Origin of the sequence: Streptomyces sp. IMTB 2501 (assembly GCF_001953885.1) — a bacterium.
Lineage (GTDB): Bacteria > Actinomycetota > Actinomycetes > Streptomycetales > Streptomycetaceae > Streptomyces.
In genome coordinates this window covers 156,982-174,790 of sequence record NZ_MQUS01000008.1, presented here as the reverse complement: position 1 = coordinate 174,790, position 17,809 = coordinate 156,982, and the positions used below count along the sequence as shown (strand labels likewise).

Here is a 17,809-nt window from a genome sequence, read left to right as displayed (position 1 = left end):
GCGGTGGTCAGCAGAGCGCTTGTTCACAGGGGGCACATCAGCTCAGGCTTCGCACGGTTCGGAGAACACGTCACCACCGCAAGCGACAGGTATGAGGGGCGTTCGAGGTAGAACCCGAGTGACACATCGCTGCCTGAAATCAGGGTTGCAGCAGTGGAGTTGACCAGTACCGCGAGATCGACGAAGTTCCGCTGCCATTCGGAGGTGAACCGGGGCGCATACTCGGCCACGCGCGCCCCGGCCCAGGCGGCGGCGTCCTTCGACTCATCCCATGTGCCACGCACCAGTGACCGTGGTTTGACGAGCCAGTACGCCGTCTCCAGCGGAGGAAGGTCCACGATCGGGAACTCCGCTACGACTTCGCGGTAGCGCTGCATCAGCTCCGGCCTGCCCCCGGCCGGCGGCGGCTCGGGATACGGAGGCCGCCGGAGGGCTTCCTGATCAAAACGCTCTTTCGCCCCCACCCATAGATAGCCGTGGTGATGCACCAGTCGTTCCTGTCGGGTGTCGAAGGTCGAGAGGGGGACCGGTCCCGGCCTCCACACGGAATCCGGGACCGGTCAGGGGTATCAGACGGACAGCCCGAACCTCGCCGGATCGATACCGGCCACGGCCAACTCCTCCGTCGTGAACCGCAGCGGCGCCACATCCGGCTGCTTGCTGTCACCCAGCGCCCAGGCGTCTTCGCCGATCCGAGCGAGGGTCACGCACCCCTCGGAGCAGGGCCCTCCACACGCCTTCACGAAGGATGCTTCGCTGATGTCGATCCCGTACAACTTGGTTCCGTCCAGCATCACTTCACCTTTCTGCTCAACTGATCGCGGCCATGACCGACCGCCGCCGCCCATCTGGGGCGGGAGTTTGGGAGTGGGGGTCCGTGCGTTGGTCACACGAGCGTGGTCGGTGCATGTCCGCCGAAACAGGTCATGGCCCGTCCTGGCCGTGTGCCGTATGGCCCACTCGGAGCACTGCTCCTCCCTGTCGGCGACGTGGGAGCCTCCGCAGCTGTAGGTCACGCAGAAGATCTCCCATGTCACGCCGCCCTCGCACACGTGGCTGATCGTGTAATTTACGAATCGCCACACAGAACGCGTGGGCATCAGAACCGCCTCGTGTCCATCTCGTTCACCCGTGCCCGCAGGCGTTCATTGGCGTGGGCCGGTCGCAGCTCGTCCGGGTTCGCTTCCCATTCGACGCCTCCACCGAAGAGGCGCAGCAGGACCCGTCCCGCCTGGTTTCCCATTACCTCGCCGACACGATCCCGCTTGGTGTCGTAGGTGAGCTCACCCACCTCCGGAGTCACCGTTTCCGCCATGTGAATCACGCTAGAAAGCGCCCCGGCGTGCCATCAACGAACGTGCCAGAACTTGCCGAGGATCACCCGAGCGCGTCGATCGCCGACGTGATCAGCTCGCGGGCCTTCGAGCCGTATACGGCCAACTCCTGCAGTGCCGCGAAAGTCTGCGCATACAAGTCGATCTCGTGGCTCTGCGTCACAGTGAGGTGCGCGGAGACCAATTCGACGTTGGCCACCTCGCAGTCGTAGAGGAAAAAGCCCTCAACGGGCCAGATGCGCGACCGGTCGGCGGTCAGCGGGATGATGCCGAGCGAGACGGACGGGAGGGAAGCGGCGGTGAGCAGGTGGCCGAGCTGCCCGGCCATGACCTCAAGGCTGCCGATGCGGTAGCGCAGGGCGGCCTCCTCCAGCACTATCGCGAAACTGTGGTCGCCTTCGTGAATGACGTGCTGTTTGGCGACGCGGACGCGCACCGCTTCTTCCACGTCGTCGGTCAATTGACGGCGATCCCGGATCGACTTCAGCAGAGCCTCGATGTAGGGGGCCGTCTGCACCGGGCCCGGAATAAGCCAGGAGGAGTAAATGCGAAAACGGCGAGTGCGTTCCCAAAGCGGAACGACAGACTCTTGCGCGTGACGCAATCCAGACCGCTCCATGCGCCGCCACTCGACGTACATGCCGTCGATACCGCGGGCCGTCGTGACGAGATCAGCAGCCAGATGCGGCACATCACAGTGCAATGCCCAGGCCTGAAGGTCGGCTTCGGAAGGACTGCGAGCCCCGCTCTCGTACCGAGAGCATTTGGATTCGTGCCAGCCGGCAAGCGCAGCCAACGCCCGCGCGGTGAGCCCGGCGTCGAGCCGGATCTCGCGCAGACGTTGGCCGAGAGCCCTACGGGCTTCGTGGACGCTGGAGGAAGGGGACGACATGGCGTTGCGTCGGACTCTACCTGCGCCGATCAGGCGAGTTGGTAGTCAGTGTGAGGAATGCCCAGTCCCCACACCGCCTCAAAGGCACCCGCGCACAGTTTGATCTCCTGGGGGTCGGTGCTGAGAGAGGGTTCCAGCCACTCGCCCTCGCCATCGAAGTGGTTCACGAGCAGCAGGGACGAGTCGAACAACCAGAAGTCGTTGCCGGGCAGGGCGATACCGGTGGCTTTCCTGCGCGGCAGCCAGCGCACTTCCTCGCCTGCGGTGATGTTCAGGCCGTCGGTCACCTCGTGCTCGAAGCGGATGTACTTGCTCACCGGCTCGGACACGATCCGGGCGCGGCGGACCTTCACTCCTCGGCTCGTTGCCTCGGAGATCAGGGCGAGCCAGTCGGCCCATCTCTCGGCGGGGTCGATCGCCGCGCCGGCATCCCAATCGATGTACGCCTGGTCCGACTTCATGTAGGAGTCCCGCATCTCCAGATGGACTGCCGATTCGCGGCAGCCGCGGAACAGTTCCTCAAACGTCGGAACCGCGGTCACGCTGTACCTCCAAGAAGAACTGGACCATGTGCCGCGGGATCTCCACCACGGACTCATGGCCGGGGATGTCCATCTGGCCGAGCCGCTCATCGTCCAGCACTTTCCATCCCTGCACCAGATAGGTGTCCTTCTCTTCGTCCAGATAGACGGTCGGGGAGCCGCCGCTCGGGCTCTCCGGGTCCTTGCCGAGCTTGCGCAGGGGCATGAGGTCCACCTCCGTCGTAGGCGACGATCCGTGTGCCAGAGCGTGCCCGACACGGCGCCCCGCGGGACAGCAGCTTGCCAGAACTTGCCAGCCCGGCTATCCAGACGCCGAGGAGTTCTCCGCCCATTCGCCGAGCAACTGCCGTGCCGCGTCACCGGCATACGCGTGCTCGGCAAACACGTCGAAGAGCCGCCTGTAGTGATCAACGTCCTTCACTTCGCGCAGCACGACCCGCCCGGTGAAGACCTCCAACGTCGCCAGAGTCGTGTCGTAGACGGTGAAGGTGTTGAACGGAACCTCGGGAACCCGGGCCGACAGCGGAAGCACCTTGACGTCCACATTCGGACGACGCGAGAGCGACACGAGATGCTCGATCTGCCGGGCCATGACGGCGGCCTCGCACAGTTGCCACCGGACCGCCGACTCGGTGAGCAGGAACTCGAACTCCTTTTCAGGATCGTCGAGTACGGCCTGCCGCTCCAGCTTCAACGCGATGACTCGGTCGACATCCCCTGCCCCTGAGGCCGACGTCTGCGTCATGACGTGCCGCATGTACTCGGGTGTCTGAATCAGCCCCGTGGGAATCGCCGGGAGGAAGTAGCGCAGGTGTGTAGCGCTCCTCTCCAGGGCGGCGAGTTCATACTGGACATCACCGGCAGCGCTGGACTCTGGCTCCAGCTTCATCCGAACCCCCAAGCTCAGGCTCCTGAGGAGCGCTTCGATGGTGAAATGCCGCTTGGTGGCTCTCCGCGCCACCGTCGGCCAGAGAACCCACACGCGGCACTTCGCGTCCGTACCGGCGTGGCCGCTGCGGTTGGCTCGACCTCACCACAGCAGGTGGTCCGCCTTGCCGGCCTTGATGTCTCGAATCATGATGCGCAGGGCGTCCCGGGTGTCGGTGATGAAACGGTCCTCCTGTCCGAGCACGGATATGTACGCGTTGCCGGCGTCGTCGACACCTATCCTGAAGCAGGAGTTCCCCTCCCCGCAGAACGGCTCTTCCCACTGGATCTCGGGCATAACTCCTCCTAGTGCCCCTGTGCAATGGCGTGGATGAAGTCCCTCGAGTCGTTGGGGGACAGCGCCAGGTCCTCCATCCGGTCCAAGTGGGAACGGTACTTGGCCAACTCGGCCTCTCTGTAGAGGAAATCGGGGCCGTGGGAGTTGTCGATCTGCACGGTGTCCAGTTGCTCCGTCGCCCCCTCGGCGTACAGAACGGTCTGACCTGCGCCTGGGAACGCGCCATGGGCGAAGGGAATGACCAAGACGCTCACTCCGTCTTTCTCGGACTGGGACAGCAGGTATTCGAGCTGCTCGCGGGCCACCTGGTGGCCTCCGAATTGCATGCGGAGCGCTGCCTCGTGAACGATGCCGGTGAACGAAGGAGCCGCGTTGGTGGCGAGTACCTCCTGACGTCGATTGCGATGGGCGACCCTCATGGCCACCTCGTGCTCCGGCAGTTGCGGCAGGACCGCACGGAAGACGGCGAGCGCGTAGTCCGTCGTCTGAAGCAGGCCGGGGATGTGAATCGTGCACGACGCACGCATGCGAACGGCCCGCGCCTCCAACTCGGCGATGTCGAGGAGACCTTGGGGGAGGACCTCGCGGTATTGATCCCACCAATTCTTTGCGTCTGCCGAAGCCATGTCGACCAATGCGCTCACGTACTTCTCGTCGGTGCACCCGCAGTGATGGGCCAGGGTGCGCAGGCGTTCCTCGCTGATGTTCCGTACCCCGGACTCCATGTAGGAGATCTTCCCTCGGTCGACGCCCAGGAGCTTCGCGGCCTCCTCCGCGGACATGCCGGCCGCTGCTCGCATCCTGCGCAGTTCGTGACCGAGACGCTTCTGCCGCTGAGTGGGGACTGGCTTCGGAGGCATGCCGTTCCTTCCTGTGCGCTCACGCGCAGTCTGCCGTGTCTGCGCGAGGGGTGCCACGATCGAGCTAATTTGCCAAAGTGGCTGGCAAATTTACCTCAGCACCTTCTAGGTTGAACATCGCGCTGCTTCGCGCGGCGAGCAGAAGTGCATCGCGCATGCCCGCCCTGCATCTCCTGCCCTGGGGGCGGTGGGCGTGCGTCAGGGCGACAGGCCACTGCTGACCGAGCAACACAAAATGCCTAGTCGAAGAAGGAGTTGAGAGATGGACTGCAGTGCATGTACGCCGAGACGACCTTGGCGGCTGCCGTTTCTCGCTGAGCCGGAGGGAGTGGCCGCACTTCGACGCATGCTGAGGATTCACCTGCGCCTTTGGGGCTTGCCGGAGCTGACGGAGACGGCCCAGCTCTGCGTCAGCGAACTCGTTTCCAACGTGGTCACTCACGTGGGGCCGGGTACCCCGGCAACCCTCGCCGTCTTGATGTGCGGTACGCGCCTTCGAATCGAGGTACACGATCCCGACACGCGTGCCTTACCGACGTTGGTCGACTCCGCCGCAGACGCGGAGGCGGGACGTGGTATGGCACTTGTCGCTGCCATCTCTGAGCGCTGGGGCGTCCAGCTTCTGCCTGAACGCAAGGTCACGTGGGTCGAGCTCGCAACCAGCTTGAGCACCCCGCACGGTCACATCCAAAACGTGCATGTCTCGAGAGCTGAAAGCGTCCTCGGCCTCTACGAGATGTGGCACTCCGTACGTCCGGCCGCGTCGAACAGGCTGACGGCTGCCATCGCCGAGTCGGCGGCCACCGAGGTCATCGCTGACCTCCTTCACTGGCTCCAGGTACATGGCCATGATGTTGACGAGACGCTGGACCGAGCTCAGACGCGCTTCGAGGCCCAGTAATCGATGAACTGGCACGCAGACGCGTTCGTCAGGTCTGAGGCATCAGTGATGCAGGGCGCCGGCTCCCGGCGGCGCCCTGCGGTCGGTCAATTGTCATTGGTCCAGCACGCTTGCGAAGAAGCCCAAGTGAGGATCGTCCGGAGTACCGACGATCAGTGCACGGTCGAGCAGGATGTTGTTGTTCTCGCAACTCGTCTCCGGGAGCATCACGCACGCGTGGCAAGCCGCGAGGTTCGTTCCGCCGGTGCCGGATGCCTCGGACTCGACGCAGAGCGGGTCGGAGGAGCACCACTCGGCACGGTGGACGGCCGAACGGATCGTCCGGTCGAGGCAGTCCGGTTCGCCCTGGGCGACGAGCCCGCCGAGGCTGCCCGCCGAGTCGCTCGTCGCGGTATAGATGAGTATCCCCGCCATGTCGTCGGCGGCGTACAGACGTTCACGCAGCGAGGCGGCCGGATAGCCCGCTTCCAGACTCCATTCGTTGATGAGGACATGGGCCAGCGTGTGCAGCAGCACCATGCGGGGCGTGGCAGGAGAAGACGCGGCTCGGCTCGGATCGCCGGCGCGCTGCTCCAGCACCCTCTGATGCGCGGTGCGCATCCTCTCGACCCGCGCGGCCACGGCATGGGCCTTTTCCCAGGATCCGAGCCGCTCCTCGTCCAGGCGCAGGAAGACACCCTCGCCGTGCACCTCCATGGCGGGGAGCCACTGCAGACCGCTGTCGGAGAGCGGAACCTCATTGGGCTCGGTCGTCGAGTCGGGGTCGGCGAGCCGGGTGAACGCCTTGAGAGCGCGCACCTCGCGGAGCTTCTTGACCAGCATCGGGCCGGTGACACCGAGCGGGTGGAGCGCGGTCACGTCGCCCAGCGGGGTCTCGCAGATGAACTGCTCCTCGCGGGTGCGCTCGCGTTCGTCGTTGCCCGCGCGGAGGCGTTCGTACTCCTTGTTGCGCAGCGCCCGGTAGCGATGGTCGAAGGTGGGAGCGTCCTCGCTGTTCGGGTCCTCCTCGCGCTCTGCGTCGAGGAGTGCCATCACCTCGTCGATCGGGACCGGACTCTCGCCCTTGAAGGTGAACTTGAGGCACATTTCGACCTCCGCGCGGCTATTGAGCTTGCGGAGTTCGTCCCAGTGCTCGGCGAGTGGGTCGGCGCGGCCGTCGCTCCACGGCGGGATGGAGAGCGCCGACTTCAGCACCGGTTGCCACACGGCGGAGGAACCGCGCTGGAGGGTGCGCGGGGTCAGGCCGCAGGTCTGGGCGGGTGCGGACGTGCCGAGCCAGGGGCGGGTGCCACGGCAGCGAAGGCCCAGGTCCTTGAGAGCACTCCTGCGGAACGATCCCTCCATCGAGACTTCGGGCACTCCGCAGGTGCAGGAGACGAGGATCGAGCGGAGCGAGGAACTGCGTCCGGAGGAACGCAGCTTGAGGATCCCCCCACATTGTCCGGCGGTCGTGGTGCCGTGACCGGCGACGCGATGGACCCAGTACCAGTACGGGAACTCGTCGAGGTGGCCGGCCTCGCAGGCGATCACGAAACGGGAGGGGACGAGGTCGACCTCGCACGTGCCGCAGATGCTCCGGCCGGGCGGAGGGGTGAAGTCGCGGTGCCGGCGCAGGTCGTTGCACTCCGGGCAGGAGTGCATGAGGGGGAAGCGCCGGACCCGGAGGCCGTCCCTGCTGGTGTCGTCGGAGGCGGGCGGCAGCCGGAAGTGGTGGACGCCGAGGAGTCGGGCGAGGCGCCGCTCGTGGATCCGGGGGGCCTCGTCGCTCCTCCAGTGCTCGTCGGCCCCGTCCAGACCGGAGACGACGAAGGACTCGTGGTCGACGGCGACGAGCGAGCCGACACCGTACGTGGTGATCGCCTGGGCACGACGGACCGCGCCACGACGGAGCAGGTTGCGGGCGGGTACTGCGCCGTCCGTGCCGGTCCGGCGGCGACGTGCGGGGGACGGGGTCATCGGGATGCCTCCATGAACAGGGCGGACTCGGCGTCGACGTCGCGCAGGCTCCACAACGTGGGCCATGCCTCGGCGTCCTCTGACTCGTCGTCGTACGACTTCAGGAGCGAGGGGGTGCGACTGCCCCTCTGGGGCTCGAAGAGCAGGCCGCCGTGCGTGTCGGCCTCGTCGCACCACCAGTCGACGAACTCGTCGAAGGCACGGGACGCCGCGTCGGCCTCCTCCGGGGTGACCTCCCGGACGCGGTCCATGAGAACCCGCTTGATGTCCTCGCGGAGGAGATGCTCGTAGGCATCCACCCGACCTGCCGCGTCGTTGGGTCGGGCCGCGGGAACGAGGATGCGGGCCAGGGCGACGATCACCGCGTGCAGGCCTCGCTCGCGGGCACGGGCGGAGAAGGGAGTGACGGAGGTGGACTCGACCTCACGATAGAGAGCGGAATGGAAGTGCAGGAAGTTCTCGTAGTGGGAGCGGTCGCGGGAACGGGTCGCGTTGAGCATGACGGCGACCAGACCGGGGTGGGCGCGGCCGACACGGCTGGTGGCCTGGATGTACTCGGCGGTGGTCTGCGGCTGGCCCATCACGGCCATCAGGCCGAGACGGTCCACGTCGACGCCCACCGCGATCATGTTGGTGGCGAGGAGGACGTCCACGGCGTCCTCGTCGGGGAGTTTCTTCTCGATGCCTTTTAGGCGGGCGGGGATCTCGCTGGCGTCGATCCGGCTCGTCAGCTCCGAGTAGTTGGCGACAGGGCGGACGGTCACCCCCTCCCGCTCGGCGAGCAGCTCCAGGTAGGCCACCACATCGTCGTGGACCTGGAGTTCGGCTGCGGAGAGCAGTCGGAGGCTGTTGAAGTAGCCGACGAGGCTCCAGTACGCGTCGCGCACTTCGTCCTCGGTCCGTGCGTGCTTGGCCCGGTGCAGCAAGGTCGCGTACGTACGGATCAGAAGGGTGGACTGGCTGGTGCCGGGGGCCAGGAGGCCGACATAACGGCGGCTCGCCTTCTCCTCGCGCGGGGTCTCCACTGCGAACCAGGAGTCGCGGGAATCCAGGCCGGCGGGCGGGAACTGTCGCACTCGGCGGGCGAAGAGGTGGCGGCCCTGGTCGGCGGCGCGACGGATGGTCGCCGTGGAGGCGATCACTTTGGGGCGATCGGCCAGCGCGTCCACAGCAGTTTCGTAGAGGCCGGTGAGTGTCCCCAACGGGCCGGAGATCAGGTGGAGTTCGTCCTGGACGATCAGTTCCGGTGGAGGAGTACGGTCGCTCGGGTCCTCGCGGTTGAAGAGTGCGGCGGTGGCCGGGCGCCACGGCATCGAGGCGAACTTGTCGACAGTGGCGATCACGAGCGTGGGCCGTGCGTCGTACACCGCCTCGTCGATCAGGTGGACCGGCAGGCCTTCGGCGAAGTCGCAGCCGGCTCCGGGACAACGGACGTGCATCCGCTTGGCGTCCTCGTCGACCTCGTATGCACGGGCGTCGAGGCGCGTGCCGCACCAGGGGCACGCATGCAACTGGACCGGGTTCTTCGTGGCGAGACGCTTGTCGAGATCACCCCGGAGCTCGGCGAGTCTCCTGTCGGCCTCCGCCAGGGTGTTGGGGGTGGCCGAACGGCCCACCCACATGCCGATGGAGAACTCCTCGAGACCCAATTCGGGCCTGTCCCGGCGCATGCGCTCCATGGCGCAGAGCAGGGTCGCGGCGCGCTCGAACTGCTGGAGGGTGAGCAGCCGCAGCGTGTAACGCATGAGCACGGTGACGCCACCGCCGTCCGCGCCCCTTCGGATACGACGCAGGAACGAGGTGAGCGCGATCAGACCGAGGTAGGCCTCGGTCTTGCCACCACCCGTGGGGAACCAGAGCAGGTCGGAGGTCTCCCGGTCGCGATGGCCGGGATCGTCGATGCCGGCCAGGCAGAGCAGCATGAATGCGATCTGGAAGGGGCGCCAGCGGCCGGCGGTCACGTCGGGGGAGCCGCTTCGACCGTTCTTGACCCAGGCACTGCGGGCACGCTGGTCGGCCATGGCGCGGTTGGCGAGCCGGAACGCCCGCATCAAGTCGGGTTTGGTCTCCATCAGTTCGATGCCCTGACGGATGCGACCGAGCGCCTCGTGGCAAGCCTCCACCTGGTCCCGGGCGGGCTTCGCGTGCGTGCCGTCGGCCAGGGCGTTCGCCTCGTCCCCCTTGCGCGCGATCCAGTGCTCGTAGCCCGTGGCGAGCGCTCTCAGGGCGCCCAGGATCTCGGCGTCGGGACGCTCCGCCAGGCCGAGCATGGACAGAGCGGAGCTGTCGATCTCCGGGTTGGAGTCGGTGAGCAGCACGTCCACAGTGGGCACGAACTCGCTCCGTACCTCGGTGACAGCGGCCGGGACTGCTTCGGTCATGCCGATCGGCGGCGGCATCCAGTCCCACTCGGCGGCGCAGCCGTGGCCGACGGCGAAGGTCGGGGCGTGGCGGTGCAGCAGGCGGCTGGTGGCGACTTCAGGGTCATGGGGGACAGCCGGGGCAGGGCGCTCGACGAACGCGGTGGAGCCGTTGGCCGCACGGACCGTGAGACCGCACTGGAACAGGCAGAACGCGTCCTGGAGCTCCCGCTCTCCGACGTGGTGGGTGTTGACCAGAGTGACCGTGACCGTGACGGTATTTGTGGTCGGGTCCTGGGGGCGGACGTTGACACGCAGCGCGGCCCCGGGGGCGAGAGGGAACCTTTTGTCCGGGTCGGGTGTGGTCACGTCGACGGTGGTGTCCGGGAGTGCGAGTTCCTTGCGCCGCCACTGCTCCCGCTGGTCGGAGGTGGTGCGCGCCTCGGCACGGCGGGCCGGGATCGGCTTGCCCTCGGCATCGGTCGGCTCGTAGACGGCCGCGCGTGCCGACACCACGATCGTGGCGCTCGTGGCCGGGGCGACCGCGAAGGTGAGGCCCATGGACGAGGGGCGGCGCGAGCCGGCAGCACCTACCTCCTGCTCGGTACCGGACTCCTCGACGTCGTTACGGCTGCGCTGCGGGGTGGTGTCCACGCCGTCGTACTCGGCCTCGTCCTCACGGAGTCGTTGCTCCGCCGCCGCGTTCGCCGGGCGCGGATAGAGGACACCGGTCAGATAGCGATCGATCGGCGCGTCCTGGGTGAGGATCTCGTCCCGGTCGCCCGGCGCGGCGTCCGGAGCCGGGCCGAGGAGCTCGCGGCGGAGACCCACCAGGAGTTCCTCGTCCCGGACCCGATAGTGCTCGGAGTGCCGACCTGCCACGTGCTTCATGCGCGCTGCTCCTCGTCGTTGTCAGCCCGTCGATACTTTCCGATGCCGGTGATCCTGGGGACGATCCATACGCCTCGGTCACCGAGGCCGGCGTTGGCGCCGGCGGCGGTGCTGCCCGTCACGGTCTCCAGGGTGTCGATCCACAGGTCGTGGATCTCGTCGGGCCACCAGGGGCCCCACGTCCGGTTCACCTTCTGCACCTGGAACAGCTCCTCGCGGAACCGTTCGGACGCCTCACCGATCTCCCGCCCGTTGTGCACCAGGGCGTACGGCGGGCTCTGGTACTCATCCATCGGCAGGTCATGGCGCTTGCGCAGCACCACTTGCTGCCCAGGGCCGATCTGTTCCAGGAGATACACCTGCGTCGCCACGGCGTCGGTCTCGTGGCCGGGCGGGTTGTCCCGGCAGACGTCGCCCGCCTCGGCGACGATGCCGAATCTGTCGTACGACCGCCACCCGCCGACGTACCTGCGGCCGTTCCTTCGGCCACCCGCTCGCCTGAGGACCGGCAACTCGGGGGAGTCGGCGTGATACAGATCCTGGCGGACGCGAGTCATCGCCACGTACAAGGCTCGGGCCTCTGCGGGGAGATCCAACTCACCGTTGTGCTGTCTGTGGAGCTCGGCGATGGTCGGCGGGGTCAGAATGATCACCCGGTCGAACTCGAGGCCCTTGGCCCGGTGCACGGTGGAGACGACGATCCGCGCGGTCTCGGGGTCGGCCGCCTCGTCGGGGAACCTGCCGTCCGCGAGCAGGTGGCGCAGCCGCTCCAGATCGAGCACGTTGCGCCCGGTCGAGCGCGTGGCCCGACGCAGCACCGTCCACAGGGCGCTCGTGTTCGGCTCGTACGGCAGAGGGATGCCCGCGAGCAGAGAGCGGAACCGATCCTCGGTGAGTCCGGTCGCCCCGGTGCGGCGCAACAACTCCGCCACCCAGTACGGCACCGGCCGCTCCTCCAAGGGGCGTCGTAGCCGGTGCTCGACGCCGTGCTCGTGGAGCAGTCCGGAGAGCACCAGGGCCTGTCGGTTGTCGCGGGTGAGGATCGCGCAGGTGTCGGAGAGGTTCCGCAACCCGTCCAACGCGAGCTCATCGGCGAGGTCGCCCATCCCGTTCGCCGGATCCAGGAGCAGGTCGCGCAGGTCCTCGTACAACGTCGCCGCTTCGTCCGCGTCGCTGACCTGTTGGAGCCGGGGACCGTACGTCAGCGCGACCCGGGCCTCGGGGGTGACGGCACGAAAGTTCTCGGTGAGGCGAAGCTCAACCAAGTCGTCGGGGTACGAACAACGCAGCCACTCGAAGAATCGGCCCGCCTCGTCGGCACGTTCGGCCAGGTTCTGGATCTGGAAGCCGTAGACGGACTGGGCGGCGTCGCCGACCACGGTGAAGCCGCAGCTGTCCTGGTAGCGGTCGAGCAGAGCCTCGACGAGTTCCCGGCGGTCGCCCAACAGGTCCTGCACCTCGTCGATCACCACATGGGCGGGCGGGACGGCGTCACCGGACTCCAGCGCGCCCTTCTCGATCGCCCCGACCGCGGCCCTGATCCGCTCGTCGAAGGAGGCCGCACCCCACTCCCCGTCCGGGTACGCCTGGACGAGCACCCCGTACGCCCAGGCGTCGAAGGTCTGGGCACGCACCCGGCGGGCCCGCTCCCCGTGGCGGGCGATCCGCTCCCGCAACTCGCGGGCGGCAGCCCGTGAGAAGGTGAGCACGAGGATCTCGGCCGCTTCCAGCGCCTCGTCCGGGTCCTCGTGACCGCACAGCGCATCGAGCCGGCGCACCAAGGTGTGCGTCTTGCCCGCCCCGGCACCGGCGGTGACCAGCACACGTGCGTCCCAGGGCTGCTCGACCACGGCCCGCTGCTCGGCGGTCAGCGGAGGACTGTCGAGATAGGCGTCGGTCACTTACGGCTCCAGAGGTGCTCGAACTGGGTGAAGGCGAGCTGGGTGTCGAAGTTGGCGATGTTGTCGCTGACGTTGAGGATCAGACAGGATTCCTTGCCACCGTTCCTGGGGCCGCGCAGGCCACGACCGATCATCTGCTGGTAGACGTTGGTGCTGTAGACCGGGCGGGCCACCACCACCGCCTGGGTGGCCGGTGCGTCGAACCCCTGAGTGAGGACGCCGTAGTTGGTGAGCACTCGGATGCGTCCGTTTCGGAAGTTCTCGACGCGAGCACGACGGTCCTGCGCACTCGTCGTCGAGTCCACGGCGGCGGACGGGACACCCCGGTCGTTGAGCATGGCCGCCAGGTACTTGGCGTGGTCGACGGAGGTGGCGAAAAGCAACGTCGGACAGTCGTCCGGCAGATCGGCCACCGAGTCGACGATGCGCCGGCTGCGCCCGTGGTCGTCGGCGAGCCGCTGCTCGGCGGAGCGGGAGAGCATCGCCATGCGTTCGGCGTGCGTCTTCTCGTCACGGGTCAATTCGATCCGGCCCCCCTCGAGGGTGCGGTGCTCGACCTGCGCCAGCATCCCCCACTCCTGAAGGTCGCGATACGGGTCACCTGACGGAAAGACTCCCTGGTCGAGTCGTCTGTTGCCGAAGCGGTTGATCAGCCGGCGGGTCTCGTCCTCGTTGGTGTTGCGGAACGGGGTGGCGGTCAGGCCGAGCAGATGCCGGCCGGTCTCGTACTGGGTGAGTCCCAGCAGGCCCAGGATCTCGGTGTACCGCTTGGAGATGGCGGTGTGCGCCTCGTCCACGACCACCAGAACGGCCTGTCGCAACCAGGCGTACTGGTCGGTGCCCAGGCACCGCTCCAGCTTGGCGTCGGTGGCGACCACCAGGTGAGGATGGTCGACAACGTTCCCGACCTCGTTGCTGCTCAACAGTCGGCTGATGGTGAGCGGGCGCTCCGCGCCGACCTTGCTCCAGACGAACTTCCAGCTCTGGAAGGCCTGTTCACACAATTCTTCGGTTTGCGCGATCCAAAGCAGTGGCCCCTTGAGATCGCCGACCCGCTTCACCCAGCGGATCACGGCCTCGGCGGTGACCCGTGTCTTGCCGGCACCGGTGGGCAGGGACAGCATGCCGCGCTGGGGGGCCAGCCGGTCGAGCATGGCGGATATGTTCCGGACCAGGTCCTCCTGGTAGTGGTGGAGGCTTGGGAAGTCCCGAGGGCCTTCGACAGTCTCGGACGGAGGCGGGGACGGAGTCCTCGAACCGGCGAACGTGACGGGCAGTTTCAGATCCGAGACGAATGCGATGGCCGCCGAAGAACCCCCATACGCGACGGGCGCGTTGGGGAAGCGCGCCTGGATGTCCCGGGCGTGCTGCTGGAGCACCCCGTCGCCGTGCGCGTTGAACGCCATCTGCGCGATGCGGCGCCCGGACGGCTCCACGCCTTCGGTCGCCTGCAGCTCGGCTTCCATCAGGCCCTCGGGGAGGCCGGTCCGGAGCGCGTCCGCACCGATCAGCAGTTCTATCTTGGCCACGACGTCCTCGGCCTCCCGAACCGCCTTCTGCGCCGCCTGCAGCTCGCTGTCCCGAGCCATGCGGTCCTGGTGCTCCAGGACTGCGTGGCAACCTGCCGTTCCAAGGCCGAGACCGAGCTCGCGGTCGATCAGTCGGAGCATCGGCTCCGGCTCCAGAGGCACGCGGACCTTGACGGTGCCGTCCTGACGGACGGCGTCCAGGGGGGAGGCGTGCGCGCCGTTGGGAGTGCGGGTGACCTCCTCCAACTCGGTGCATCGTTGCACCACGCTGTTCCGGTTCCCGCTGTTCAGCCGCTGCCGCAGGGCGGGGAACAGCTCGACCAACGGCACCGGGTCGCCCTCGGGAACTTCGCGGGTCTCCCGGCTGATCACGTCGGCGTAGCGGAGCATGCCCCACTTCTCGACCATCAGTTCGGCGTCCTCGGCGGTCGGCACCAGCAGCGCCGGGAGCTGCTCGGCGCGGAGCGCCCGGTACTCGGCGACTCCGACGGCGAGGGTGATCTCGTCGTCGGGGCGGGTGCCCCAGGTGTCGCCGATCCGGCAACGGGTCAGGGAGTCTTCGGGGAAGTCCGCGCCGAACCGGGTCAGCATCACGTAGGTGGCGCCGACGAAGGAGTCGTCCTCGCTGCGGGACACCTCGTCGAGGAGCGCGTCCCAGCGGTCGGCAGGAACTTCGTCGACGGTGGTCGGGAGCCGCAGCTTACGGGCTTTCTCGGCGGAGATGTCGGCGACCGGCAGTACGTCGCGGTAGGCGGCGAGCTGGGGGCCGACGGCCTCCTTCAGCGGCTTGATCCCCTGGGAGGTGGCGACCGTGCCGTACTTCCTCAGCATCCATCGGATCGGAGAGACCACCGCCTGCCGGGTGCTGGTCTGCGCGCCGATCTGGCCCGTCCAGTTGTCCACCACGGCGTCGTCGGGCAGCACCTTCAGGAAGGCGGCGCGGGATTCCTCGGAGAGGACACGAAACAGGTGGAGCGGGCCACCGATCGCGGCTCCCTCGACCTTTATCCGGTTCAGGGAGGGGCGGGGAGCGCGGGTGTCCAAACTGCGCAGGTACGCGGCGTGGACTGCTTCGCGGTACTCCTCGAACCAGGGCTCGTCCGCCCCGGGCTGCACCCCGCCGGACGGTCGCTCCCGCAGACCGACCTGGGAGAAGAAGGGCGTGTCGTCGGAGTGGAACTCCATGTCGACGGCGACGTTCGGGTCGCGCTTCGCGTCGACCACGACGCCCGGCAGCATGCAGTCCTCGACCGGCCGAAACCGCCCGTCGGCGGTACGCACTCGGAGCGTCGAGTGCGGACTGGGCACCCGCTCCAGGACCTTGTGGGCCAGTCGACGGACCCCGGCTTGGCGGAACAGCTCCCAGAACCGCTCCCAGTCGGACTCGCTGTAGTGGTCGAAGCCCTGGTCGAGAATGCTGACGAACCGACCCTCGACGTCTGCCTCGCGGATGCCCAGGGCGTTGAGCGCGTGTGCCAGCGAAGGGTCCTGGGCGATCTCGTCGACCACGTACACCAGGGACTCGCGCAGTCCGTCGTGGTCGGCTTGGCGGAACACCTTGCCGTGTACGGGGGCGACGAGACCGTGCTCCTCGGTGAGCACGATGCGGGCCTTGCGGGCCTCCTCGGCGTACGCGGAGCGGACCTCGATCATGTCCGCGAGGATTCGAATGGCTGCCTTCGACGCCTCGGCGGTGCCGCTCTCGACCAGGGCCTCCAGCCATTCGCGGACATCGGTCCGCCCGTGCTCGGCCGCGGCGAGAATGTGCTCGACCTTTCCGGAGCGCAGGGCGTCCGCCTCGACGCTCGGGTGCAGCCAGTTCGAGGGGCGCCCGGGGCACCCGTGCCATATCCGCAGCCAACTGGAAAGTTTCTTCGGGTCCTTGTCGAGCCGCGGATGGATCCGCAGCTCGGTCGGGACGCGCAGGGCGCCGTCCTGGTCGGGCAGCGACGGACGGTCCGCGGTGCGGGCCCAGATCTCCCGAGTCAGGAACTCGTCAGCCCAGCTGATCGCCTCCTTGACACGGCCGGGCAGCAGAGGGAGGTAGGCGGCCGGGTCCTCTGGGGGTGCCAGGGCGGGGAGGGAGTCGACGACCAGCTTCGCCGACACTCTGATCATCTCCTGGTTGAAGGGAGAGGAGTCGAGCAGGTTCTGTCGGTCCTCGTTGGTCTTCCAGGCTCCGTTGAGGATGCCGCTCAGCGACATCTCGTACTTGGTCGGGAAGAAGGACCAGAACTTGCCACGACCACGCGACCGCGGGCTGATGTACAGGCCGCTCTCCGGATCCTTCTCCAGGGCGGGGACACCCCAGGCGAGGTCGAGCGAGAGTCGGTCGTGTAGCTCTCCGGCGTCCGCGCGAGCCGCTGAACCGGGCTCGTGGGTGGTGGTGAACACGCGCCACTGGTCGGTGGCGATGGCCTTCCCGGTCCGCTCCTCGACCACGGTGTGCAGGTCGCCGGTCTGCTGGGTGGTCAGGGTCCGACGGATCACGGGCCGGGGCCGGCGGTCCTCCAACACGACCTTCGCGACGTGCGGCGAGAAGAGCTGGAAGCCGACCGGGAACTCCTCGCGGGGCTCGCCATGCTCCTTTGCGCGGCCTCCGTGCATGTCCCGGCCCAGCCGGTCATCGGCCTTCCGGAGCAGCGGTAGGCGGACGACGGTGGTCGCCCAGGTCAACAGCTCATTCAGAACGGAGTCGGAAGCACATTCGGCCTCGATGTCGAGGGGGCGGGCCATCCGCAGGACGGGGGCGTCGAACTCAGGACCGTACCGCTCCGTCACACCGGGCACGGCCTTGATCTGCTCGTACGACCAGGCGCGGTCGAATCCAAAACTTCCGCTGCGGCTGAAGAATTGCGGCGTGTCGGTCACCACGAGGACCGATTTGACGCCGACTCCGAATCGTCCGATCTGACCGCCGCGCTTCTTCGACATACTCATCCGAAGAATTGTTTCCGCACCTTCCGGGGTCACCGGATTTCCCTCGTTCGCGCAGTACAGATGGGTTTCTGTGAGGACGACATGAACTCGTCCGCCCGGCTCTTCAGCGATTTCGTCTGCCGCGTTCTGGACGAGCTCGAAAAGCTGGCGATCGCCGTATCCGCCCTGGGTGATTCGACGCTCACCATTGGCGTGCTCGGCTACGAGACCGGGGTCCACGGCGTAAGTCTGCAATACGCGGGAGGACTGCTCGAGAACGGTCTGAATTACCGGATAGGACGAAGACGGCACTACTCTGCACTCCTGAGGTGTCAAGGTCCGGACGAAAGCGTCAAGAAGCGGGCTGGCCGCCGGCTTTGCGTGGCCGGCCAGTGTTCCTTGCGCGGTGCTGGGTTGTCACCGCGCCTTCAAAGTGATCTCTCGGTGAAGGCATGGGCGCGTGGGCGCACTCTGGGGCGACTCGGGCCCGAGGCGTGCT

At 67.4% G+C, this 17,809-nt stretch carries 14 protein-coding genes; 1 reads left to right on the top strand and 13 read right to left on the bottom strand.

Annotated features, from left to right (window positions below):
• Window positions 1-23 precede the first annotated feature (23 nt).
• The 9 genes from AV521_RS16345 to AV521_RS16305 form a co-directional block, all read right to left on the bottom strand.
• On the bottom strand, window positions 24-488 hold the full coding sequence (locus AV521_RS16345) for a hypothetical protein (RefSeq protein WP_076088950.1): 465 nt from the start codon (window positions 486-488) through the stop codon (window positions 24-26).
• An 81-nt stretch (window positions 489-569) separates the two neighbouring features.
• Complete coding sequence (locus AV521_RS16340; RefSeq protein WP_076088948.1) at window positions 570-794, bottom strand: DUF397 domain-containing protein; 225 nt, start codon at window positions 792-794, stop codon at window positions 570-572.
• A gap of 305 nt (window positions 795-1,099) precedes the next feature.
• The gene (locus AV521_RS16335) at window positions 1,100-1,315 is read right to left on the bottom strand and encodes a hypothetical protein (RefSeq protein ID WP_076088946.1); all 216 of its coding nucleotides are present in this window, start codon (window positions 1,313-1,315) and stop codon (window positions 1,100-1,102) included.
• A 62-nt stretch (window positions 1,316-1,377) separates the two neighbouring features.
• Window positions 1,378-2,226 (bottom strand): DUF5753 domain-containing protein, encoded by an 849-nt coding sequence (locus tag AV521_RS16330; RefSeq protein WP_076088944.1) that lies wholly within the window; start codon window positions 2,224-2,226, stop codon window positions 1,378-1,380.
• Window positions 2,227-2,255: 29 nt separating this feature from the next.
• Window positions 2,256-2,768, bottom strand: a complete 513-nt coding sequence (locus AV521_RS16325; RefSeq protein ID WP_179023140.1) for a DUF6879 family protein — start codon at window positions 2,766-2,768, stop codon at window positions 2,256-2,258.
• Entirely contained in the window at window positions 2,746-2,973 is a 228-nt protein-coding gene (locus AV521_RS16320) for a hypothetical protein (RefSeq protein WP_076088942.1), read from the bottom strand. Before AV521_RS16320 ends, AV521_RS16325 begins: the two co-directional genes overlap by 23 nt.
• A 96-nt stretch (window positions 2,974-3,069) precedes the next feature.
• A complete protein-coding gene (locus tag AV521_RS16315; RefSeq protein ID WP_076089197.1) occupies window positions 3,070-3,657 on the bottom strand; it encodes a DUF5753 domain-containing protein in 588 nt (195 codons plus the stop codon).
• Window positions 3,658-3,798: 141 nt separating this feature from the next.
• Window positions 3,799-3,993 (bottom strand): hypothetical protein, encoded by a 195-nt coding sequence (locus tag AV521_RS16310; protein ID WP_076088940.1) that lies wholly within the window; start codon window positions 3,991-3,993, stop codon window positions 3,799-3,801.
• Between the two features lie 8 nt (window positions 3,994-4,001).
• Window positions 4,002-4,853, bottom strand: a complete 852-nt coding sequence (locus tag AV521_RS16305; protein ID WP_076088938.1) for a helix-turn-helix transcriptional regulator — start codon at window positions 4,851-4,853, stop codon at window positions 4,002-4,004.
• Window positions 4,854-5,115: 262 nt separating this feature from the next.
• On the opposite strand from AV521_RS16305, the gene AV521_RS16300 reads away from it, so the two are divergent.
• Window positions 5,116-5,754, top strand: a complete 639-nt coding sequence (locus AV521_RS16300; protein ID WP_076088936.1) for an ATP-binding protein — start codon at window positions 5,116-5,118, stop codon at window positions 5,752-5,754.
• Window positions 5,755-5,847: 93 nt separating this feature from the next.
• Here AV521_RS16300 and drmB read toward each other — a convergent pair whose 3' ends face one another.
• Genes drmB through AV521_RS16280 form a run of 4 tightly spaced genes read right to left on the bottom strand, consistent with a single transcriptional unit; the run spans window position 5,848 to window position 17,622 of the window.
• Entirely contained in the window at window positions 5,848-7,710 is a 1,863-nt protein-coding gene (gene drmB, locus AV521_RS16295) for a DUF1998 domain-containing protein (protein WP_076088934.1), read from the bottom strand.
• The gene (locus tag AV521_RS16290; RefSeq protein ID WP_076088932.1) at window positions 7,707-10,961 is read right to left on the bottom strand and encodes a helicase-related protein; all 3,255 of its coding nucleotides are present in this window, start codon (window positions 10,959-10,961) and stop codon (window positions 7,707-7,709) included. Before AV521_RS16290 ends, drmB begins: the two co-directional genes overlap by 4 nt.
• The gene (locus tag AV521_RS16285) at window positions 10,958-12,862 is read right to left on the bottom strand and encodes a UvrD-helicase domain-containing protein (RefSeq protein ID WP_076088930.1); all 1,905 of its coding nucleotides are present in this window, start codon (window positions 12,860-12,862) and stop codon (window positions 10,958-10,960) included. Before AV521_RS16285 ends, AV521_RS16290 begins: the two co-directional genes overlap by 4 nt.
• Complete coding sequence (locus AV521_RS16280; protein ID WP_076088928.1) at window positions 12,859-17,622, bottom strand: DEAD/DEAH box helicase; 4,764 nt, start codon at window positions 17,620-17,622, stop codon at window positions 12,859-12,861. The genes AV521_RS16285 and AV521_RS16280 overlap by 4 nt, the downstream gene beginning before the upstream one ends.
• Between the last annotated feature and the right edge of the window lie 187 nt (window positions 17,623-17,809).

Bases quoted from the DNA above. Each gene is read 5' to 3' on its own strand.
- AV521_RS16340 (WP_076088948.1), bottom strand. From the start codon at position 794: ATGCTGGACGGAACCAAGTTGTACGGGATCGACATCAGCGAAGCATCC.
- AV521_RS16335 (WP_076088946.1), bottom strand. From the start codon at position 1,315: ATGGCGGAAACGGTGACTCCGGAGGTGGGTGAGCTCACCTACGACACC.
- AV521_RS16330 (WP_076088944.1), bottom strand. From the start codon at position 2,226: ATGTCGTCCCCTTCCTCCAGCGTCCACGAAGCCCGTAGGGCTCTCGGC.
- AV521_RS16320 (WP_076088942.1), bottom strand. From the start codon at position 2,973: ATGCCCCTGCGCAAGCTCGGCAAGGACCCGGAGAGCCCGAGCGGCGGC.
- AV521_RS16315 (WP_076089197.1), bottom strand. From the start codon at position 3,657: ATGAAGCTGGAGCCAGAGTCCAGCGCTGCCGGTGATGTCCAGTATGAA.
- AV521_RS16310 (WP_076088940.1), bottom strand. From the start codon at position 3,993: ATGCCCGAGATCCAGTGGGAAGAGCCGTTCTGCGGGGAGGGGAACTCC.
- AV521_RS16305 (WP_076088938.1), bottom strand. From the start codon at position 4,853: ATGCCTCCGAAGCCAGTCCCCACTCAGCGGCAGAAGCGTCTCGGTCAC.
- AV521_RS16300 (WP_076088936.1), top strand. From the start codon at position 5,116: ATGGACTGCAGTGCATGTACGCCGAGACGACCTTGGCGGCTGCCGTTT.
- drmB (WP_076088934.1), bottom strand. From the start codon at position 7,710: ATGACCCCGTCCCCCGCACGTCGCCGCCGGACCGGCACGGACGGCGCA.
- AV521_RS16290 (WP_076088932.1), bottom strand. From the start codon at position 10,961: ATGAAGCACGTGGCAGGTCGGCACTCCGAGCACTATCGGGTCCGGGAC.